17 protein-coding genes are annotated in these 21,302 nt (G+C 63.5%); 4 read left to right on the top strand and 13 right to left on the bottom strand.

Annotated elements, in window-relative coordinates; all coding sequences use genetic code 11:
• Positions 1 to 41 precede the first annotated feature (41 nt).
• The 5 genes from ACWPW0_RS20825 to ACWPW0_RS20805 all read right to left on the bottom strand — a co-directional run bounded on the left by ACWPW0_RS20825 (position 42) and on the right by ACWPW0_RS20805 (position 7,199).
• Complete coding sequence (locus tag ACWPW0_RS20825) at positions 42 to 2,468, bottom strand: TonB-dependent siderophore receptor (protein WP_454256419.1); 2,427 nt, start codon at positions 2,466 to 2,468, stop codon at positions 42 to 44.
• 209 nt (positions 2,469 to 2,677) lie between these two features.
• Entirely contained in the window at positions 2,678 to 3,646 is a 969-nt protein-coding gene (locus ACWPW0_RS20820) for a FecR domain-containing protein (protein WP_447594687.1), read from the bottom strand.
• Positions 3,643 to 4,161 carry an RNA polymerase sigma factor gene (locus ACWPW0_RS20815; RefSeq protein ID WP_447594685.1) on the bottom strand — a complete coding sequence of 173 codons (519 nt, stop codon included), beginning with the start codon at positions 4,159 to 4,161 and terminating at the stop codon, positions 3,643 to 3,645. The genes ACWPW0_RS20820 and ACWPW0_RS20815 overlap by 4 nt, the downstream gene beginning before the upstream one ends.
• 386 nt (positions 4,162 to 4,547) lie before the next feature.
• Positions 4,548 to 5,255: a 3'-5' exonuclease gene (locus ACWPW0_RS20810; RefSeq protein ID WP_454256418.1), complete on the bottom strand. Its 708-nt coding sequence runs from the start codon at positions 5,253 to 5,255 to the stop codon at positions 4,548 to 4,550.
• A gap of 15 nt (positions 5,256 to 5,270) precedes the next feature.
• Entirely contained in the window at positions 5,271 to 7,199 is a 1,929-nt protein-coding gene (locus tag ACWPW0_RS20805) for a DUF294 nucleotidyltransferase-like domain-containing protein (protein ID WP_454256417.1), read from the bottom strand.
• 315 nt (positions 7,200 to 7,514) lie between these two features.
• On the opposite strand from ACWPW0_RS20805, the gene ACWPW0_RS20800 reads away from it, so the two are divergent.
• Positions 7,515 to 8,477 (top strand): GlxA family transcriptional regulator, encoded by a 963-nt coding sequence (locus tag ACWPW0_RS20800; protein ID WP_454256416.1) that lies wholly within the window; start codon positions 7,515 to 7,517, stop codon positions 8,475 to 8,477.
• 108 nt (positions 8,478 to 8,585) lie between these two features.
• Here ACWPW0_RS20800 and ACWPW0_RS20795 read toward each other — a convergent pair whose 3' ends face one another.
• Positions 8,586 to 10,763 (bottom strand): malate synthase G, encoded by a 2,178-nt coding sequence (locus ACWPW0_RS20795; protein ID WP_454256415.1) that lies wholly within the window; start codon positions 10,761 to 10,763, stop codon positions 8,586 to 8,588.
• 173 nt (positions 10,764 to 10,936) lie between these two features.
• Here ACWPW0_RS20795 and ACWPW0_RS20790 point away from each other — a divergent pair, with 173 nt between their 5' ends.
• Together ACWPW0_RS20790 and ACWPW0_RS20785 are read left to right on the top strand one after the other, a co-directional pair.
• Entirely contained in the window at positions 10,937 to 11,392 is a 456-nt protein-coding gene (locus ACWPW0_RS20790; RefSeq protein WP_454256414.1) for an N-acetyltransferase family protein, read from the top strand.
• Between the two features lie 64 nt (positions 11,393 to 11,456).
• Positions 11,457 to 11,975, top strand: a complete 519-nt coding sequence (locus ACWPW0_RS20785) for a glycine cleavage system protein R (RefSeq protein WP_279533901.1) — start codon at positions 11,457 to 11,459, stop codon at positions 11,973 to 11,975.
• A gap of 694 nt (positions 11,976 to 12,669) precedes the next feature.
• Here the strand turns inward: ACWPW0_RS20785 and rarD are convergent.
• From rarD to ACWPW0_RS20760, 5 genes are all read right to left on the bottom strand, one after another.
• The gene (rarD, locus tag ACWPW0_RS20780) at positions 12,670 to 13,581 is read right to left on the bottom strand and encodes an EamA family transporter RarD (RefSeq protein ID WP_454256413.1); all 912 of its coding nucleotides are present in this window, start codon (positions 13,579 to 13,581) and stop codon (positions 12,670 to 12,672) included.
• Positions 13,582 to 13,803: 222 nt separating this feature from the next.
• Positions 13,804 to 14,610, bottom strand: coding sequence for an ABC transporter permease (locus ACWPW0_RS20775; protein ID WP_454256412.1), 807 nt, complete (start codon positions 14,608 to 14,610; stop codon positions 13,804 to 13,806).
• A gap of 1 nt (position 14,611) precedes the next feature.
• Positions 14,612 to 15,475 (bottom strand): ABC transporter permease, encoded by an 864-nt coding sequence (locus ACWPW0_RS20770; RefSeq protein ID WP_279533898.1) that lies wholly within the window; start codon positions 15,473 to 15,475, stop codon positions 14,612 to 14,614.
• Between the two features lie 2 nt (positions 15,476 to 15,477).
• On the bottom strand, positions 15,478 to 16,578 hold the full coding sequence (locus tag ACWPW0_RS20765) for an ABC transporter ATP-binding protein (RefSeq protein WP_454256411.1): 1,101 nt from the start codon (positions 16,576 to 16,578) through the stop codon (positions 15,478 to 15,480).
• Between the two features lie 27 nt (positions 16,579 to 16,605).
• Positions 16,606 to 17,754 carry an ABC transporter substrate-binding protein gene (locus tag ACWPW0_RS20760; RefSeq protein ID WP_279533896.1) on the bottom strand — a complete coding sequence of 383 codons (1,149 nt, stop codon included), beginning with the start codon at positions 17,752 to 17,754 and terminating at the stop codon, positions 16,606 to 16,608.
• Between the two features lie 229 nt (positions 17,755 to 17,983).
• Between ACWPW0_RS20760 and fabG the strand changes: the two genes are divergently transcribed.
• Positions 17,984 to 18,748: a 3-oxoacyl-ACP reductase FabG gene (gene fabG / locus ACWPW0_RS20755; RefSeq protein ID WP_454256410.1), complete on the top strand. Its 765-nt coding sequence runs from the start codon at positions 17,984 to 17,986 to the stop codon at positions 18,746 to 18,748.
• A 41-nt stretch (positions 18,749 to 18,789) separates the two neighbouring features.
• On the opposite strand, the gene ACWPW0_RS20750 is transcribed toward fabG, so the two are convergent.
• Positions 18,790 to 20,121, bottom strand: coding sequence for an aspartate aminotransferase family protein (locus tag ACWPW0_RS20750; protein ID WP_454256409.1), 1,332 nt, complete (start codon positions 20,119 to 20,121; stop codon positions 18,790 to 18,792).
• The gene (locus ACWPW0_RS20745) at positions 20,118 to 21,119 is read right to left on the bottom strand and encodes a phosphotransferase enzyme family protein (protein ID WP_454256408.1); all 1,002 of its coding nucleotides are present in this window, start codon (positions 21,117 to 21,119) and stop codon (positions 20,118 to 20,120) included. The genes ACWPW0_RS20750 and ACWPW0_RS20745 overlap by 4 nt, the downstream gene beginning before the upstream one ends.
• Positions 21,120 to 21,302 lie beyond the last annotated feature (183 nt).

The following is a 21,302-nucleotide window of genomic DNA, read 5'->3' as shown; positions in this document are numbered from 1 at the left end:
GTCGCAGGACCGGTCTCTGTTATCGCGGCAGTGGCGAGGGCTCAGAACTCCAGCTGGGCCGAGAACGTCAGGGTGCGCGGGTCGCCCAGGTAGGAGCTGTTCAGCCAGTAGGACTTGTCGGCCAGGTTGCTGACATTGGCACGCAGGGTGACGGTGTTGTCGGCAACCGGCAGGCGATAGCGCGCGCCGGCGTCGAAGGTGGTGAACGAGGGCAGGCTGTGCGCGTTGGCCTCGTCGCTGTACTGCTTGCCGGTGTAGTAGGCGCCACCGGTCAGGGCAAGCCCAGGCACGGCATTGATGTCGTACTCGGCGTACACCTTGGCCAACTGGGAGGCGACGTTGGTTGGCTTGTTGCCTTCGTTGGCGGCGATGCTGCTCTTCTTGATTTCAGGGTCGAGCAGGGTGAAGCCACCTACGATGGTCAGCTCCGGCAGCACCTTGCCGGTGATGCCGAATTCCAGGCCGTTGTTTTCTTGGCGGCCGTCCTGCACATAAATGTTGGCGCTGTTGGTGTAGGCATTGGGCTTGTCGATATTGAACAGCGCCAGAGTCAGCAGCGTTTCGCCGATGCTGGCCTTGACGCCGATTTCGTACTGTTTGCTGACTTCCGGGGACATTGCCGCTCCGGCGTTAAGCGCCGTGTTCGGCGCAATACCCCCCGCCTGCAGACCCTCGATGTAGGTGACATAAGTGGTCAGCCAGGGTTGCGGTTTGTAGATCAGCGAGATATTCGGTGAGGTTTCGCTCTCGTTGTAGGTGGTCTCCGCCAACGGTGTGCCGAAGGCCTCGTTCCAGACGAAGTTGCTGCTGTAAGTCTTGATGCGGGTGTGAGTCAGGCCGAGGATTGATGACCACTGTTCATTGAAGGTGATCACGTCACCGATCAGAACGTTGTCCGATTGGGTGCGTGACGACAGGCGCTGGTCGCCATGGCCGATGGAGTAGGCGGGCTTGTCCACCTGCGGGGTACGGCTAAACGGTGTTGCGCCGCAAACCACGTCCTGATACTGAGGGCCGGAGCCTGCCACGCCGCAGTATGTGCCGGGGGTGTAGGGGATGTAGTCGGTGTAGTCACGGCTGCGCGCGACGTTACCCTGGTAGCCGACGGTGGCCTTGTGGCGGATACCGCCGGTGGCAAAGGTCGCGTCGAGGAACAGGTTGCCCGAGGTTTCTTCGGTCTCGACCGGGGCGAAGGCGTACAGCGGCTGGGTGTAGCTGCCGGCGCTGTACACAGTCGGGCCGGTATAGGTGTATTCCTGGGTGTACTGGCTGTAGCCAAGGGCGCCACGCAGGCTGAAAACATCGTCCAGTTTCCAGTTGAAGCGGCTGCCGACGCGGTCGTGTTCGCTGTCGGAGAAGGCCCACTTCTGGCTGTACAGTTTGTCATTGTCGAGGTCATTGGCGTCCGGGCGGAAGGACTGGTTGCCGAAGTACCAGTAGCTGGTCAGGCCACGGGTCTCGCTCTTCTTGTGTGAGGCATCGAACTGGATCAGCAGGTCGTCGCTGACGTTCCAGTCCAGCGCCAGGCTGACCATCTGGCGGCGGCGCTTCTGCAGGTCGATGGCGGTCTCGCCGTCCTGGGTCAGCAGGTTGACGCGGTAGGCGAGCGTGCCTTCGCTGTCGATCGGACCGCCGAAGTCACCGTGCAGGTAGTAGTTCTCACCGCCGGCGTTGCCCAGGGTCACACTGTTGTAGCGCTCGTAGGTGGGGCGTTTGATCACGTAGTTGACCAGGCCGCCGGGGCTGGCCGGGCCGTAGAGGAAGCCGGACAGGCCGGTGAGGATTTCGATCTGCTCCATTTCCTCGATGAAGTTGCCCGCGTCATAACCCGTCGAGTAGCGCAGGCCGTCGTTGGCGATGCTCAGGTTGCCGGCACCGCTATAGCCGCGGATGGACACGGCGGAGGCATAGCCGGCGTTTTTCGGCGAATAGATCTGGGTGAACGGATTGCGCTTGAACACGTCGTCGAGGGAGGTGGACTGGGTGTTCTTCAGCAAATCCTTGGACACCACACTGATCGAGTAGGGCGTGTCCTGCAGGCTCATGCCGCCCAGGGCGCCGACGTTCCTCACGGCTTCGCTGCGATAGCCGGCTTCTGCGCTGCCGTCGGCCTGGCCGCGGGCATTGATGCTGGTACTGGGCAGGTTCACGGCGTCCTGTGCCAGCGGTGCCAGGCTGTAGGTGCCGGCGCTGCTCTGCACCAGTTGCAGGCCGCTGCCTTGCAGGGCCTTGCCGAGGGCAGTGAGGGCGTCGAAGTCGCCGCTGACCGGTTGCGCAGTCTTGCCGGCAGTCAGTGCCGGGTCGATGCTCAGCACGATGCCGGCATCGCTGGCAATGCGGTTTAGGGTGCTGGCCAGCGGTGCGGCGGGCAGTTGGTAGCCCTGGGCATTGGCGTGAGTCGCCAGGCTGGAGAGGACGATGGCGGCAGCCAGCAGGCTGGGGCGGAACCGGGGCAGGCAACGAGGCATTGCGACTATCTCCTAAGCGAAAATGTATCTCAATGACCTGTTGCCGAAGCAAAAATGAAAAGTGACAGGGCCGCGCGAAAATATTTTCAGCGACGGTCTGAGGCCCGCGAACCGGACGGTTTATGCAGAGCTAACAGAGGCGCCCAGGATGGGCGCACGTTCTCTGTGCGCATGGCTAGCGGCTACACAATCCTGTGCAGCCGAGGGCGTCAGCGTGGCGAGTCAGCGGGCAGCACGCGCACCCACCAGTCGGTGTAGCGCTCGATGCGCACTGGCAGGCTGGGTGGCAGCGCGGCCAGGGCCAGGTCGCTGTCACGCAGTGGGAAGCTGCCACTGATGCGCAGGTCGGCGATACGCGGGTCGACGCTGATATGCCCGAGGCGGTATTCGCCGATGCTGGCCAGCAGGTCTGCCAGGCGCTGGTTTTCCACCACCAGCATGCCGCGGCTCCAAGCGTCGGCCGAGGCTGGGGCGGGTTGGGTGTCGCTCAGGCTGCTGGTGCCCATCAGCGTTTGCTGGCCGGCTTCGATGATGCGTTCCTGGGCGACATCGAGCGGCCGCGCGGCCACGGCCGACTGCAGGACGATCAGGCGCGTGCGCTCGCCTTCGCGGCGAACCAGGAAGCGCGTGCCGAGTGCACGCAGGCGACCTTGCGCGGTGTCCACCACGAAGGGGCGCGTGTCGCTGCCATGGGCGGTTTCCACGAGGATTTCACCGCTGCGCAGGAACAGCCGGCGTTCGCTGCCGGAGAAGTCGATATCCAGGGCGCTGCGGCTGTTGAGTTGCACCTGGCTGTGGTCCGGCAGGGTCAGGTGGCGTTGTTCGCCAGCTCGGGTCATCTGGTCGGCCAGGTAGTCGCCCAGTGGCCGCTGGGTGCCGAGCAGGCCCAGGCTCAGGCCGGCCAGCAACAGGATGCTGAATAGCCCGGTGCCGAGCCGGCGAATACGCCGTTTGAGGGCGTGGTCGCTGCGTAGCAGGGCGCGCCGTGCCGGGGCGGCATTAACTTCACTGAGGCGCTGGTCGAGGCCGTTGAGCTGTTGCCAGACCAATGCATGCTCCGGTTGGGCCGCCAACCAGGCAGCGAAGGCCAGGTGGTCCTGGGGCCTGGCTTCACCGGAGCCGAGGCACAGTTGCCAGGCGATGGCTTCATCCAGCACGCGAGCCGATACGGCGCTCATGTCGGCTCTCCGTACAGGGCGATGTAGCACTGGCGCATGCCCTGGGCCAGGTACTGGCGCACGCGAGAAACCGACACGCCGAGGCGCTCGGCGATTTCGGCATGGCCCATGCCATCCAGGCGGTTATGCAGGAAGGCGGCGCGTGCCTTGCTGGACAGCTGGCCGAGCAGACGGTCGATTTCGCGCAGGGATTCGAGGATTAGCGCCTGCTCTTCGGGGCTTGGCTGGGCGCTTTCGGGCAGCAGGGCCAGTTCGTCGAGGTAGCTGCGCTCCAGGGCGCTGCGGCGGAAGTGATCGATCAGCAGGCCCTTGGCGATGGTGGTGAGCAGGGCGCGGGGTTCACGAGGTTGCTGCAGGTCTGGGCGCCCGAGCAGACGGACGAAGGTGTCCTGGCTGAGGTCTTCGGCACGGTGCGGGCACTGCAGGCTTTTGCGCAGCCAGCCGAGCAGCCAATCGCGGTGATCGCGATAGAGCAGGCCCACCAGTGCATGGTTCGTGGAGTCCCCAGCCGACACAACAACCTCCGCCTGACAGCAGAAAAGGCATGAAAGAAATCGAGAATTATTCGCATATGATTGCAAATAGTGCAGGTCGACTGCAATCCACCCCACGCAGCGGGGGATAAAAGGTGGTTTGCCAGGGAGGCTACGGGGGGTGACGCTAGGGGCTGTTGAGGTTCCGCTTTAACTCATTGGCTCGGATGGGAATGCATTTCCACCTCGAACGGGCGTCTTTGAGGCAGTTGCGGACGTTCGAGCTTTGCGTTTCATGACGCGCCGGTTGGTGGGCTAAAGCCCACCCTACGTAGGGTTTAGGCTCTGTAGGGTGGGCTTCAGCCCACCAGCTGCGGTGTCCGCAATTGCCTCAATCAGGCCATCCATGTCGCAACGGTCGTCAGGTCCTAGATGGACGGCACCAGCTTGCGCCGGCGCCAGCCGTGCAGACGTTGTTCGAGCATGCCCAGGCTGACCAGTTGTTGCTGGCGCGCCTTGCTGAACAGGATCAGCGCCAGTTCTGCCGTGGCCAGGGCATCGGCGCTGGCGTTGTGGCGCTCGCTGGCTTGCAGGTGGAAGTGCTCCAGCCAGTCGTCCAGGCCGTTGTGCCGTGGTTGCGCGTCGGGGCAGAGCAGGGGGGCCAGTTCGGCGACGTCGAGAAAAGGGTGGCGCAGGCGGTAGCCCAGACTTTCCTTGAGCGCGCGCGCCAGCATGTGCTGGTCGAAGGCGGCGTGGAAGGCCAGTAGCGGGCTGTCGTCGAGAAACTCCATGAAGGCCAGCAGTGCTTCTATCGGCTCGGTACCGGCAGCAATGGCACTGGGGGCGATGCCGTGGATCAGAGTGCTGGCGCTGGCCTTGTGGTTTTCACGCAGCAGGGTGCATTCGAACTGTTGGCTGAAATCAATGGCGCCGTCTTCGATCACCACCGCGCCGATGGCCAGCAACTGGTCGCGTTGCAGGTTGAGGCCGCTGGTTTCCAGGTCGAGCACGACGAGGCGCTGGCGCTGCAGTGGCGTTTCGTCGAGCACGGCCGGGGCGGCCAGGCGGGCACGACGCTGCTGCTGCAAGGGCGTCAGTTCGGGGAGGTCGCGGCGAAGCCAGTGGAACAGGTTCATAGTCTGTCGGTAACGTCAAAGTTGATAGCGTAGTGTCAGGCTGGCTTGCAGGCGTTGGGCCTGACGGAAGGATTCGCGCAGGATGCGCCGGTCCAGGTGGTTGAGGCTGTCCGGGTCGAGGCGGTTGGAGAACGGCTGGCCTTGCAGGGCCTGTTGCTGGTGCAGTTGCAGGCGGGTCTGCTGGATGAAGTGGTAAGCCTCCTCGTAGGCGGCGCCGTCCAAGGGTTCGATGACTCCGCGGGCGACCAGTTCGGCGAAGCGCTGCAAGGTGTTGCAGGGGCGTACGCCATGGGCCAGGGCCAGCAGGCGGGCACCGTCGACGAAAGGGGTGAGGCCTTCGGTCTTGAGGTCGAGGGTGTCCTTCTCCACGCCCTTGCGCGCCACCACGAAATCGCGAAAGCGCCCGACCGGTGGCCGGTGCTGCAGGGCATTGGCCGCCAGCATGCGCTGGAACAGGCTGTTGCCGGCGACATCGGCGAACAGTTGCTGGCGCACCTGCTCGCAGCCCTGTTCCGCGCCCCAGACCACGCGCAGATCGAAGTAGATGCTCGAACCCAGCAAATTCTCTGGCGTCGCCTCGCGCACGAAGGTGCTGAAACGCCGCGCCCATTCCTGGCGCGACAGGCACAGCTGCGGGTTGCCGGCCATGATGTTGCCGGGGCACAGGGTGAAGCCGCAGGCGGCCAGGTGCTGGTTGATGCGCCGGGCCAGCGGTAGCAGGCGCAGGCGGATCGCCTCGGCCTCGCTGGCGTCGCGGGCCTCGAACAGGATGCCGTTGTCCTGGTCGGTGTGCAGGGTCTGTTCGCGCCGCCCTTCGCTGCCGAAGCACAGCCAACTGAATGGCACGCCAGGATCGCCCATTTCCTCCAGGGTCAATTCGATCACCCGGCATACGGTGTGGTCGTTGAGCAGGGTGATCAACTGGGTGATCTGCGTCGAGCTGGCGCCATGGGCGAGCATGCGTTCGACCAGCAGGCTGATGTCGCTGCGCAGCGCCGTCAGGCTGTCGACCCGGGCCGCATGGCGAATGGTACGCGCCAGGTGCACCAGATCGACCCGCTGCAGGGAAAACAGATCGCGCTCGGAGACCACACCGACCAGACGGCCATGCTCGACCAGGCAGACGTGGGCGATATGCCGCTCGGTCATCGCCAGGGCGGCATCGAAGGCGCTGGCGCCGGGCGGCAGGTGGAAGGGCGTCTGGGTCATCAGTGCGCTGATCGGCTGGTCCAGCTCGCCCCCGTCGGCGACCACACGGCGCAGGTCGCGCAGGGTGAAGATGCCCAGCGGGCGTTGCTGGTCATCGACGATGACGATGCTGCCGACGTGCTGCTCGTGCATACGCTTGACCGCTTCGCGCAGTGGTGTTTCGGCGCTGCAGCCGACCGGCTGCTGCATGGCCAGTTCGCGCAGCGAGGTATCCAGCGAATACTGCGCGCCCAGGCTTTCCGCCGCGCGCAGCTGGACCTGCTGGTTGACCTGGTCGAGCAGGCTGCTCACCCCGCGCAGGGCGAAGTCGCGAAATACCGCGGACTGGGCGAACAGGCGGACGAAGGCGTCCTTGGCCAGCAGCAGGCAGAAGGTGTCCTCGGCGGCCAAGTGCTCGGTGCGCGTGGCCCGTTCACCGAGCAGGGCGGCCAGCGGGAAGCATTCGCCCGTGGTGATCTCGAAGGTGGTCTCGGTGCCCCGCTTGGCCGAATGCGGGCGCTCGCCGACCACCTGGCCCTGCTTGACGATATAGAAGTGCTGCACCGCGCCATCGGCCGGTTTGATGATGCTCTCGCCGGTGGCATAGAAACGCAGTTGGCAGTGCTCCACCAGATAGGCCAGGTGGGCGTTTTCCATCTGGTTGAACGGCGGGTGCTTGCGCAGGAACTCCATGGTGCCGTGGATGTTCTGCATCACGGCAGTTTTGCTGGCGGCGTTGCTTTCCTTGGAGTGCATGCGGGCAGTCCCTGCTGGCGGGGAGGTGCTTGCATGGTGGGCGCATTCGTCCCGCGCTGCCAATAGGACCTAGGTCGCACGGCTGGCCGTTGCGCTGCACCTGTTTGGCAGGATTCGCACGCTGCTGCCGATTGAGGACAAGCGCCGGCGGGTAGACAATCGGCCAACCTCCCTGCCGGTCGTCATCATGCCGCCGAACCAATTGCCTGCCCTGCGCTTCGCCTCTGCATGTTGGCGTGCGGAGGCGTTTTCCTCTTGTGGGAGAGGGCCATGTCCGCGGCATAGACATTGTCTGCGCCCTGGAAGATTTTCCTCATGAAGACCGTTGGCCTGCTGCTGTTTGCCGGTGTGCAATCCCTGGATGTTGCCGGCCCGCTGGATGTGTTCGCCGAGGCCAACGGTTTCCTGGCACCCGGCACGGGCTATCGCATCGTCACCATCGGCGTGGATGCCATGCCCTTGAGGGCTTCCAACGGCCAGTGGCTGGGGGCGGACCATGAGCTGGCCACGGCGCCCTGTGATTTCGATGTGCTGCTGGTGCCCGGCGGTCCGCAATTGGCGGCGGCAGCGGTGGATGAGCGCCTGTGCGCCTGGCTGCGTAGCGTGTGCCCGAAGCTGCCCCGCTTCGGCTCGATCTGCACCGGCGCCTTCCTGCTGGGACGTGCCGGCTTGCTCGATGGCAAGCAGGTCACTACTCATTGGGGGGATGCGGCACAACTGGCGATGCAGTTTCCCCAGGCTCAGGTCGAGCACGACCGTATCCATGTACGTGATGGGGCGTTGGTGACCTCGGCCGGGGTGACGGCCGGTATCGATCTGGCGTTGTCACTGGTCGCCGAAGACCACGGGCCGGCGGTTGCACTGGCGGTGGCCAAGCGCCTGCTGGTGGTGGCGCAACGGCAGGGCGGGCAGTCGCAGTTCAGCCCGTATCTGCAGGCGCTGGCCGATCCGCAATCACCGGTCGCGCGGGTGCAGGCGCATGTGATGACGCACATCGCCGAGCCGCTCTCGGTGGAACGCCTGGCTGATGTGGTGGCGATGAGCCCGCGTAATTTTGCCCGGGTCTTCGTGCGCGAGGCGGGCATCACCCCGGCGGAGTTCGTGCAACGGGCACGCATCGATGCGGCTCGGCACCTGCTCGAAGGCAGCCAGCTGGCACTCAAGGCGGTGGCCTATCGCTGCGGGTTTGGCAGTGCCGGACGCATGCGCCAGTTGTTCGTGACGCGCTTGGGCGTGACACCCAGCCAGTACCGTGAGCGGTTCCAGCGCCAAGCCTGAGTAACCGGCTGTAGGGTGGGCTTCAGCCCACGCTGCCCCTTAACAACGCCTGACAGCCAGCCATAAAAAAGCCGCCCCGGAGGGCGGCTTCTTCATTGCAGCGGCGAATTACAGACCGTTGGCGGCCTTGAACTCGCGGCGGCGGCGGTGCAGGACCGGCTCGGTGTAACCGTTGGGCTGCTTGGTGCCTTCGATCACCAGTTCGACGGCCGCCTGGAAAGCGATGTTGTCGTCGAAGTTCGGTGCCAGCGGACGGTACAGCGGGTCGTTGGCGTTCTGACGGTCAACCACCGGTGCCATGCGCTTGAGGCTGGCCAGGACCTGCTCTTCGCTGACGATGCCGTGGCGCAGCCAGTTGGCCAGCAGTTGGCTGGAGATGCGCAGGGTCGCGCGGTCTTCCATCAGGCCGACGTCGTTGATGTCCGGCACTTTGGAGCAGCCAACACCCTGGTCGATCCAGCGCACCACGTAACCGAGGATGCCCTGCGAGTTGTTGTCCAGTTCGTTCTGGATTTCCTCGGCCGACCAGTTGGTGTTCGGCGCCAGCGGGATGCTCAGGATGTCGTCGATGGAGGCGCGCTCGCGCTTGGCCAGCTCGGCCTGACGGGCGAACACGTCGACCTTGTGGTAGTGCAGCGCGTGCAGCGCGGCAGCGGTCGGCGACGGCACCCAGGCGGTGTTGGCGCCGGCCAGCGGGTGAGCGATCTTCTGCTCGAGCATGCCGGCCATCAGATCGGGCATGGCCCACATGCCTTTACCGATCTGCGCGCGGCCTTGCAGGCCAGTGGCCAAGCCGATGTCGACGTTCCAGTTCTCGTAGGCGGCGATCCACTTCTCGGCCTTCATGGCGGCCTTGCGCACGACGGCGCCGGCTTCCATGGAGGTGTGGATTTCGTCACCGGTACGGTCGAGGAAGCCGGTGTTGATGAACACCACGCGCTCGCTGGCGGCCTTGATGCACGCCTTGAGGTTGACGGTGGTGCGGCGCTCTTCGTCCATGATGCCGACTTTCAGGGTGTTGCGCGGCAGGCCGAGGATGTCTTCGACGCGACCGAACAGCTCGGTGGTGAAGGCGACTTCTTCCGGGCCGTGCATCTTCGGCTTGACGATATAGACCGAGCCGGTACGGGTGTTCTTGCGGCTGGTGTTGCCATTCAGGTTGTGGATGGCAATCAGGCTGGTGAACAGCGCGTCCTGGATGCCTTCCGGGATCTCGTTGCCCTGGGCGTCGAGAATGGCCGGGTTGGTCATCAGGTGGCCGACGTTACGCACGAATAGCAGGCTGCGGCCGTGCAGGGTCAGTTCGCTGCCGTCAGTCTTGGTGTAGACGCGGTCCGGGTTCATGGTGCGGGTGAAGGTGCTGCCGCCCTTGCTGACTTCTTCAGCGAGGTCGCCCTTCATCAGGCCCAGCCAGTTGCGGTAGATGATGACCTTGTCGTCGGCATCGACGGCGGCGACCGAGTCTTCGCAGTCCATGATGGTGGTCAGCGCCGCTTCCATCAGCACGTCTTTGACGCCTGCGGCATCGGTCTGGCCGATCGGGCTGGAGGCGTCGATCTGGATTTCGAAGTGCAGGCCGTTGTGCTTGAGCAGGACGGCGATCGGCGCGTCGGCAGCGCCCTGGAGGCCGACCAGTTGCGCATCGTCACGCAGGCCGGTGTTGCTGCCGCCCTTGAGGCCAACGACCAGCTTGCCGTCGACGATCGTGTAGCTGGTGGAGTCGACGTGGGAGCCGGCAGCCAGCGGCGCGGCTTCGTCGAGGAAGGCGCGGGCGAAGGCGATGACCTTGTCGCCACGGACCTTGTTGTAGCCCTTGCCCTTCTCGGCGCCACCTTCTTCGCTGATCGCGTCGGTGCCGTAGAGGGCGTCGTACAGTGACCCCCAGCGAGCGTTGGAGGCGTTCAGGGCGAAGCGGGCGTTCATTACCGGCACGACCAGCTGCGGACCGGCCAGACGGGCGATTTCTTCGTCGACGTTCTGGGTCGTGGCCTGGAAGTCGGCAGGTTCCGGCAGCAGGTAGCCGATTTCCTGGAGGAAGGCTTTGTAGGCGACGGCGTCATGCGCCTGGCCGGCACGAGCTTGGTGCCAGGCGTCGATCTTGGCCTGGAAGTCGTCGCGCTTGGCCAGCAGAGCGCTGTTTTTCGGGGCCAGCTCGTTGATCACGGCGGCGGCACCCACCCAGAACTTCTCGGCAGCGAGGCCGGTACCGGGGATGGCTTCGTTGTTGATGAAGTCGTAAAGGGCTTTGGCGACCTGCAGGCCACCGACTTGAACGCGCTCAGTCATTGCTTGCCTCACTTGATTCCAGGACAGCTCTAAATCCAGGCCGGACGGCCATGTAGTAGGAGCTGGCGGATACTACATGAGTCGCCGGAAAAAATCAGTGGCGGCCTGTCAGCGCGCGTCGGGCGTGGCCTGCGGCATGACTATACTGGGCACACACTCAGCGGGAGAGCGACATGCGTGTAGCACGTGCCGAAACAAGTGATCTGGACGAGTTGGTCGAGCTGTTTGCCGGTTACCTGACCTTCTACGAGGTGCCACGGGCAGCCAACGAAATTGCCTCTTTTCTCACCGAGCGTCTGCAGCGCGCCGAGTCGGTGATCTACATCGCGCGTGATACGCAGGGCCATGCTCAGGGCTTCGTGCAGCTCTATCCGTTCTTTTCCTCGCTGGCGATGGCGCCGGCTTGGCTGCTCAGTGACCTGTATGTCAGCGCCACGGCGCGGCGCCAGGGGCTCGCCGAGGCGCTGATGAATACGGCCCGTTCCCACGCCGAGCAAGCAGGTGCCTGTGGCTTGCAGCTGGAAACGGCGAAAACCAACCTGGCAGGGCAAGCGCTGTACGAAAAGTTGGGGTATGTACGCGATGAGGTGTTCTATACCTACTGGCTCGGCCTGCCCGGTCGGGCGTGAAATATCGTAGGCGCACCCTGCGACTGAGCCATTACCACGCATCGATTAGAGCAAGGGGTTATCCATGAATCATCTGGTACTCACCGTCATCGCCCCGGATCAACCCGGCTTGGTCGAACGTATCGCCCAATGCATCGCCGCCCACGGCGGCAACTGGCTGGAGAGCCGCATGTCGCGAATGGCCGGTCAGTTCGCCGGCATCCTGCGGGTCGCGGTGCCGGCCGAAGGCTACGACGAGCTGGTCGAGGGGCTGCAGGAGCTCAACAGCCAGGGCATCCGGGTGTTGTTGGCGGAAAGCGGTATCGAGCCATCCTGCACCTGGAAGCCGATTCACCTCGACCTGGTCGGCAATGACCGTCCGGGGATCGTGCGCGATATCACGCGCTTGCTCTCCGAACACGGCATCAACCTGGAGCGCCTGCATACCGATGTGCGGCCTGCTCCGATGAGCAGCGAACCGCTGTTCCATGCCGAGGCGTTGTTGGCGGTGCCGCTGACCCTGTCGCTGGACCTGCTGCGCGACAAGCTCGAAGACCTCGCCGATGACCTGATGGTGGAGCTGAACCTGCGACCCGAGGATTAGCAGGCCGGTGAAAAACTACCTACGTTGGCAATACTGCGTTTAAAACAGGCCCGGAATGCTCATTTACAGCTCGTAAACTCGCCTGCGAGTCCAATCCGCTTCCTCATTTGTTTGTTCGGGGCCGCCATCGGCCTTGTCTTGCCGGCCTCGTCTACGTTTTTCAACGGCCTGTTAAGAGGGGGCGCAGGCGCCGTGGGGGAACATCAAGCGGGCACGCCAACTATCCCCGATTAATGTGGAGCGGGCTGTGGATAAACTGGGGAGCCCCGGTGCACGCGCTAGTGCCCCGGGGCTTTTCATTGGTTGGCTAAAAAACACGCAGAATCAGTAAGTTGTGTACAGCTGGCGGGGATGCATCTGTGGATAAGGCGTGCATGCCTGGCCGCAAGCCACGGACTGCGCGGGATACCCGCCATTGCTCGCTTTTTGTCCAGTTTTCCGGGGCTTACCGACGCTGTGAGCAGGCAGCTATGGCAGAACGGGAATATCCCCGATTGATGGGGATGGCGCTGTGGATAAGCTGGGGAGGCAAGCGTTTTCCCCTAGTTGTGCGCGGTTCTTCGTTGTCTGGCTAAAAAACGAGCACGCTCAATGGCTTGTGCACAAAGCACGGGGATGCTTCTGTGGATAACACGGGGATGGCTGGCTTGGCCCCACGCACCGTGGGGCTTGCAGGGCGTTGGTTGTTTTTTGCTCAGTCGGCTGCTGTCAGCTTGCTCTGCCCCCGGCGACGCAGGCTGAGCCAGATATCCACGCTGTACACCACCAGGCCGGCCCAGATGAACACGAACGCCAGCAGCTTGCTGGCCTCCAGGGTTTCGCCATACACCAGGACCGCCAGCAGCATCACCAGGGTCGGGGCGATGTACTGCAGGAAGCCCAGCGCGGTGTAGGGCAGGTGACGTGCAGCGGCGTTGAAGCACAGCAGCGGAATCAGGGTGACCGGGCCGGCGGCGATCAGCCACAGCGCTTCGGAGGTGCCCCAGAACGCTACCTGGCTGCTCACCGCTGCCGGATGCAGGAACAGCCAGATCAGCGCCACAGGCAGCAGCAACCAGGTTTCCATCACCAGGCCGGGCAGGGCGGCTACCGGCGCCTTCTTGCGGATCAGGCCATAGAAGCCGAAGGTCAGTGCCAGGAACAGCGAGACCCAGGGCAGGCTGCCGACCTGCCACAACTGCTGCAGGACACCGACTGTCGCCAGCCCGACCGCGACCCATTGCAGGCGGCGCAGGCGCTCGCCCAGCAGGAGCATGCCGAGCAGCACATTGATCAGCGGGTTGATGTAGTAGCCCAGGCTGGCTTCGAGCATGCGCCCGCTGTTTACCGCCCAGACATAGACCAGCCAGTTGCTGGCGATCAGCAGGCCGCTGACGGTGAGGATCGCCAGGCGCTTGGGGTTGTCGCGCAGCTCGCGCCACCAGCCAGGGTGTTTCCACAACATCAGCAGGATGGTGCCGAACAGGGCGGACCAGAGCACGCGGTGGACGATGATCTCCACCGATGGCACGGCGGCCATGGCTTTGAAGTAGAGGGGGAACAGGCCCCAGACGACGTACGCGATGATGCCGAGCAGGTACCCGCGTTGCGGGTTGGCGGTGGCCATTTCGAATCCTTGGTTAGGCAGCTAACTAAACCGTGGATTCTAGAGAGGCGCGACGGACTTGTCTGGCCGTACAGCTTTTTCCGTGTGCGCTGCGCTGCGATTCCCGTCAGGCTTTCTTTACAGCGCACGGCTGATGTTGCACTCCGCGTCGGTCTGTCACGCGGGGTGACAGACCGACGCGCCACTCAAGCGCTTTTGCAGTGCGAGCCTGAGAGCTGAGGCTCAGCGAGGTTGGCGCAGACGACGCAGCGTCAGCGCCAATGCGCCGACCAGCAGCAGAATGGCAATCGCGCCCAGCGTGCTCATGGTGCCCAGTGCCGGCACCATCGGCGTATAGCCGGCGACCATTTTCGAGTACAGCCACTTGGGTACCGTGGAGTCGGCACCGGCGGTATACAGCGACAGCGGGAAGTTGCCCCACGACAACAGGAAGGCGAACAGGCCGCCCGACCAGATGCCCGGCCACAGCAGCGGCAGGGTGATCTCGCGGAAGATCTGCCAGCGGCTGGCGCCCAGGTCGGCGGCGGCATCTTCCAGGGTGGCGTCGTAGCTGTAGACCTTGATCGCGATGACCAGGGTCACCACCGGCACGATCCACACCAAGTGAGCCAGCACGGCGGTCTTCCAGCTGGGCATCAGCCCCAGGGTGTTCATCCACAGCAGGAGCGCCAGACCGAGGACCGCCTGCGGGAAAAAGATCGGCAGTAGCAACAGCTTCTGGTACAGCTTGCGACCTTTCCATTCGAAGCGGGCAAACGCCAGGGCACCAAAGAACGCCAGGGTGACCGAAATGACCGTCACCAACAGGGCGATGTTGATCGAGTTGCTGACCAGGGTGTGCACCTCCACCGAGGCCAGGGTTTTCTCCCACCACTCGGTGGAGAACGTGCGGACCGGGAACACGAAGTAGCGGCTCTTCGACAGGCTGGCCAGGGCGCTGCAGGCAATGGGCAGGTAGATGGCGAGGAGCACGAAGGCGACCCAGCAGCGGACGAAGAAGTTATTGCGGCGTTGGGCTTGATCGAGCATTTCAGCGGCCTCCCAGCATGCGGTCGAGGTCGATCTTCGACAGTGCCCAGAGGGTCAGGCTGCCGATGATCAACACCAGAATCAGGGCCAGTGCGGCGCCCATGGGCCAGTTCTGGGCGTAGGTGAAGGCAATCTCGATGTCATGCACCACGGTGATCACCGACTGGCCACCGAGGATCTTCGCTTCGGCCACCGCGCCGACCGAGAGCACGAAGGTCAGCAGCATGCCGATCAGGATGCCGGGCATGGCCAGTGGCAGCTCGACCTCGCGCCAGATCATCAGGCGTCCGGCACCGAGGTCGGCAGCGGCGTCGATCAGGTCGCGCGGCACCATCGACAGGCCCAGGGTCATGGGGAACAACATGAACGGCAGGTACACGTAGACCATGCCGAACAGGGTGATCTCCGGCGTGTAGAGCAGGTTCGGGTTGAAGTCGATGCCCAGGGCTTTCAGCAGCCCGTCGACCACGCCGCCCTTGATGAAGAACTGCACCCAGCCGTAGAGCCGCACGTTCTCCGAGATGAACAGCGGAAATACGAAGAGGATGCTGACCACCGACGACCATTTGCCGAAGACATGGTTGAGCCCGTAGGCGATCGGGTAGGCGATCAGTGCCAGCAACACGGTGCAGGCCAGTGCCAGGCCGATCGACCAGACGAACGAGGTCCATACCGTGCCGGAGGGGTCCAGTGCCGTGGCGAAGTTGGCCAGGCTGAAGGAGCTGAACACGTCGAAGCTATTGGGCGTGGCGAAGGCGTAACCGACCACCATGACCAGGGGGGCGACGAATCCCGCCAGCAGAAACAGCATCACCGGGCCGGCGCAGCGCACGCCGGCGGGTAATTTCAGCAGCGAATGGAACATGCTCAGACTCCTGCTACCAGTGCGTCGGCCCGGTTGAAACCGACGCTGACCTTGTCACCCGTCTGCAGCTTGCCGCCCCAGGTACGCGGCACCTCCACCAGCACGCTGGTGCTGCCGCAATGCACCTGGTACTGGATGCGCGAGCCAAGCGAATACTCATTGAACAGGGTGCCGCTCAATTCGTTGTCGTAGCGCTGGCCGGGTTCGACGAACTGCATGTATTCGGGACGGACCACCACCACGGCTTCGGTGGCATCGCTCAGGTGCTCGGGCAGGTCGATATGCAGGTGCTGGCCGGTCTCGGCGCAGCGCCAGCCGCTGGCGTGGGAGAAGCTGACCTTGAACTTGTTCACCTCGCCGAAGAACTCGGCCACGAAGTCATCCGCCGGCGTGGCGTAGATGGTTTCCGGGGTGCCGACCTGGACGATGCGACCGCCACGCATCACCGCGATGCGGTCACTCATCACCATCGCTTCCTCGAGCGAGTGGGTGATGTAGATAAAGGTTTTGCCGCTGCTGCGGTGCAGGTCCTTGAGTTCCTTCTCGAGCACCTTTTTCAGCTTGTAGTCCAGCGCTGACAGTGGCTCGTCGAACAGCAGCACGTCCGGGTCATAGGCAAAGGCGCGGGCCAGGGCCACGCGCTGGCGTTCGCCGCCAGAGCATTGCATGACGTTCTTGCTGTAGTAGTGCTCGGGCAGGCGCAGCATGCGCAGCAGTTCCAGAGCTCGCGCCTTGCGATCCTCGGCCGGCATGCCTTTGACCTTCAGGGGAAATTCGATGTTCTCGCCGACGCTCTTGTGCGGGAACAGCGCCAGTGACTGGAAGACCAGTGCGGTCGGCCGCTTGCGCGCCGGCACGTGGTTGATCAGCTCGCCGCGCAGGGTGATGTTGCCGCTGGAGGGGGCATCCATGCCGGCCAGCATTTTCAGCATGGTTGTCTTGCCCGAGCCGGAAGGGCCGACGATGGTCAGGAACTCCCCCTCACGAATGTCCAGGGTGATGCCGGCGACGGCGGTGAAGTCGCCAAACTGGCGATGTACATCCACCAATTGCAGCACCGGAGGACGGGTTTTGCTCGAGGTGTTCGAAGTTGCGGTGTTCATGGTCGTGCCCTACCGATTCGGATTGACTTAGCGCATGCGCTTGGCGGTGCTGATGATTTCCAGTGCTTGGTCGTATTCGGGAACGATGTCGTAGTCGACGCAGCGCGACATCTCGTCCTCCAGGCTGTCCCACTGCAGGATGTCCAGCTCTTCCTTGCTGAAGCGCTTGAAGCACTCGGGGTTGCCCATCTGACTGACCGGGTTGAAGGTGCCTTCGGCGAAGGCCACGCGGTGCGCGACTTCCGGGTCCTGCACGTATTTGAGGAAGTCGTAGGCCAGGGGCGAGATGTTGGGGTTGTTGACCACCGAGGTGACCTCCACCCAGGACACGCCACCCTTGCCGTTGACCGGGCCGCGCAGCGGGGTGATGCCGCGGATTTCGCTGTAGCCGTCGGCGCGCGCTGGCGAGGCGGTGTAGGTACCGCCGGTGAGGTACAGGTCGATTTCGCCGGCGACCATCGCCTGGTTCAGGCTGGCCACGTCGCTGACCATCTTGGCGCCCTTGAACACCTTGATCGCGGTTTGCTGGAACGTGGCCATTTCCTCGGCGGTGTGCACCACGAAGGGGTTGATGCCGGCGATCAGGAAGATGTCGAAGACGTTCCAGTCGTCCGACTCCTGGATGCCGTACTTGCCGACCAGGGCCGGGTCGTTGAACAGGTCCCAGCCGGTGTCTTCGGCGGTGGCGCGGCTGATCTTCTTGGTGTTGACTACGTAGTTGAACGGCCCGAAGCGCTGCGCCATGCCCAGCAGGTCGTTGCCGTCCTGGCTCAGTGCCCATTTATAGGGGGATTTGAACTGCGGCAGCATGGCGTCGAAGTAGGGTTCGAACTCGGCGCGGGGCAGCGGCTTGATCAGCCCGGCGGGTGCCATGATCTTGCGCGCCCAGGGATTGTTGACGTTGATGAGGTCCCAGACCTTGGTTTCGCCGCCGCGCAGGCGGTTGATCATGGTCGGGTCGTTGGTCAGGCTTTCGGCTTTGACCGTCGCCCCGGTCAGTGCGCGGAAGGGGTCCAGCACCTCGGCGGAGTTGTAGCCCTCCCAGCACAGGATATTCAGCTCCTTGCTCCGGCTGGCCGCAAAGGCGGGCATCGAACCCAGCATGGAGCTGGCGGCGATGGCGCCGGCACTGGCGCCCATGATTTTCAGCATGTTCCTGCGGGATACATTTTTCATCGTTTCTCCTGCCGTGTCGGCGAATGACTGGATGGCTGGTGCTGCAGGGTTATGTGAGGTGAGTTCAACATTATTTTGTGGTGGCAAGCCGAGCTTGTGTCGCACCAAAACAAAGCTGTATTCCCTGTTTAATCCCTGTCTTATTGGTCTTTAGCAATTAGCGTGCACATTTTGAGCTGGTCTGAAAATTGCTGTGTTCACAACATCAAAAACACAGGAGTCAGTAAAAATGTTTGAGTCGCTACAGGGTCGAGTTGCCATCGTTACAGGGGCTACCCGCGGGATCGGTCTGGGTATCGCCCAGCGTTTCGCGGCGGCAGGGATACAGGTGCTGGTGGTGTCGCGGGTGCAGGAGGATGCGGATCGCGTGGCCGCCCGGATAGGCGCCGGGGCTACCGGCTTTGCCGCCGACGTGAGTGACAAGGCGGCGTGCCAGGCGATGGCCGAGGCGGCCATGCTGCGTTATGGGCAGATCGATATTCTGGCGGCCAATGCGGGGATTTTTCCGTCGGTAGCGTTGGCCGACATGACGGTGGAACAGTTCGATTCGGTCATGGCCACCAATGTCCGCTCGACCTTTTTGTGCACCCAAGTGGTGCTGCCTTACATGAAGGCGCGCCAGTTTGGCCGGATCGTGCTGACCAGTTCGATCACCGGACCGGTCACGGGTTTTCCTGGCTGGAGTCACTACGCGGCGAGCAAGGCCGCGCAGCTGGGGTTCATGCGCACGGCGGCGCTGGAGGTGGCGCGCGATGGCATCACGGTCAATGCGGTGATGCCCGGCAATATCAGGACTGAAGGGCTGGATGGCATGGGCGCGGAGTATCAGGCGCAGATGGCGGCATCGATTCCGACCGGTGTGCTGGGGGAGGTTGCCGATATCGCCAACGCGGCGTTGTTCTTCGCCAGCCTGGAGGCGTCCTTCATCACGGGGCAGGGCCTGATCATCGATGGTGGGCAGGTATTGCCGGAGTCGGCGGCGGCCCTGGTCTGAGCCAGCCGGGAAGCAGGGCGGGATAAACCGCCCTGTCAGGATCAGATGCGCTGGAGCAGGCGTTGCAGAGTGCCGATCAGTTGATCGGCATTTTCCTGGTTGAAGCACAGCGCCGGACGTATCTTCAGCACATTGCCGTAGGCGCCGGCCGCACCGATCAGGATGCCTTCATCCTTCATGGCATTGATGATCCAGGTCGCCAGTGCGGCGTCCGGTGCCTTGTCGGCCCCTGAGAGCTCCACGCCAATGAACAGGCCGGCGCCACGCACGTCGCCGATCCGGGCATCGTTATCCCCGAGTTTGCGCAGGCCGTTGCGCAGGTATTCACCCACCGCGTTGGCATTGGCGATGAGCTGTTCCTGTTCCAGTACCTTGAGTACGGCATGTCCTGCTGCGGCCGCTACCGGGTTGGCACCGAAGGTATTGAAGTAGCCGGTTTCGCGGACGAATCCATCCAGCAGTTCCGGGCGCGTGACCACCCCGGCCATGGGATAGCCATTGCCCATGGGTTTGCCCATGGTGACCACGTCCGGGACGATGCCATGCAGGCCGAAGCACCAGTGGCCCTGGCCGGTGCGGCCGAAGCCGGGTTGCACTTCATCGGCGATAAACAGCCCGCCATTCTTGTGCGCCACTTCCAGGGCCGGCTTGAGGAAGCCTGCGGGTGCGGCGAAGACCCCGTCGCTGGAGAACACCGTATCCACCAGTACCGCGGCAAAGCGGATGCCGTTGGCGGCCAGGTCATCGATGGCGGCCTGCAGGTCGGCGGCGAACACCGCGCCCACGTCGCTGCCTGCGGGCAGGTCATAGGCGCTGGGCGCGCGGATGGTGCGTACATGCGCCGGCAGCGGCGTGCCTTTCTTGTACGACGACGGTGAAACCGCCATCACGGCGCTGGTGTTGCCGTGGTAGGCCGCTTGCGTCACCACGATGCCGGTGCCGCCCGAATGCATGGCGGCGATGCGCAGGGCGATGTCGTTGGCTTCGCTGCCGGTGCAGGTCAGCACCAGGTTGGACAGCGCCGAGGGGTAGGTGGCCAGCAGGGCTTCGGCATAGTCATTGAGGTTCTGATAGAGGTAGCGGCTGTTGGTCGCCAGCTTGCCAGCTTGCTCGGCAATGGCTTCGACCACTGCCGGGTGGCAGTGACCCACACAGGGCACGTTGTTGTAGACGTCCAGGTAGGCGCGGCCATTGCGGTCGTACATGTATGTGCCCTGGGCGCGGAGGATCTCCAGCGGCTGCTGGTAGAACAATACCGAGGATTGGCCGAACGACGTGAAGCGGCGCTGGACCATTTCGCGGGTGCGCTCATCCAGTTCGTTGCTGCTCGCATCGAAGCGGTTGAGCTGCAGGATCTGCTTGGTGTCGCTCATGCGGCCGCCTCCTGAAAACGATTGAGAAAGGCCCGGCCCATGGCGACGGTGCCCTGCACATAGGCTTCGCCCATGCTTTGCGCGGTGGGCGTCTCGGCGTGGCTGGCGATCCAGGCGGTGAGCTGCATGCGGCGCATCATCACGAAGTTGGGGATCATCGCGGTCTCCTCGTCGCTCAGCGGGCTGACACTGCGATAGCCCTCGAGCCAGGCTTCGAGAAATTGCGGGACGCGCGGGTCCTGCTCGAGAAAGCTGATGCAGGCGGCGAAATCGTAGAGGTACCAGGAGAAGCCGCAGTCATCGAAGTCGACCACGTAGAGGTTGTCGCCATCGACCAGCAGATTGGCCAGGCGCATGTCGCAGTGGACCAGGCCATAGCGTGAGGGATCATCGCCGTAGTCCGCACAGAGCGTCTGCAGTTGAGACTGGACGGTCTCCAGCAGGGCAATGTCCTGGCTGCTCAGCCCCGCTGCCTGTCGCCAATCGCCCCAGTGCGGGGTCGGGCCGATCAGGGTGTCGAAGTTCCACTGCTTGCGGGCGAAACCCTCGGGTTGCTGCCAGGTACGGCTGTGCTGGTGCAGGCGCGCATTGGTGGCGCCGAGCACCCGGTACCAGCCGGCCAGGTCTTCATCGAGCGCAGGTTCCGCACCCTGGACGAAACTGAAAGCCGTGATGCGATGGGTGATGTCGCCATCGACCACTTTGTTGATCCACTGCCCGCTTGTGGTGCGCAATGGCTCGGCGGTGTGCACCAGGCCAGAGCTGCGCAGGGCACCCACCCAGGCCAGTTCCGACTCGATTTCCGCATCGCTGTGGTACTCCGGGCGTTGCATGCGCATAACCAGGCGTGCGCCGTCGGCAGGGTTCTCGACCAGGTAGGTGGCGTTCTCGGAGATCGACAAAAGCGTGAGGGTAGCGTCGGATGGCATGTTCCAAGCAGGTAATGCGCTGCGTAGCGTGCTCTGCAGGCGGATCATGAACTCGGGCTCGTATATCATGGCGGGCACCTTTCGGGATTATTAATGTTGAAGCCTCAACATTTTTACGGTGCAACAACCATGCCTTTTTAAGTTTTTATGCCTCTCATGCCACATATGTGTGTGGGCTTTCTGGGTATTTGGCGAATTTTCAGAGTTTTTTGTTGTAACTGCCACGCCAGTGTTGCTGGCAGATGATCGGGA

It is taken from the genome of Pseudomonas sp. Marseille-Q8238 (assembly GCF_965111915.1).
This window is presented reverse-complemented; position numbering and strand designations above follow the sequence as displayed.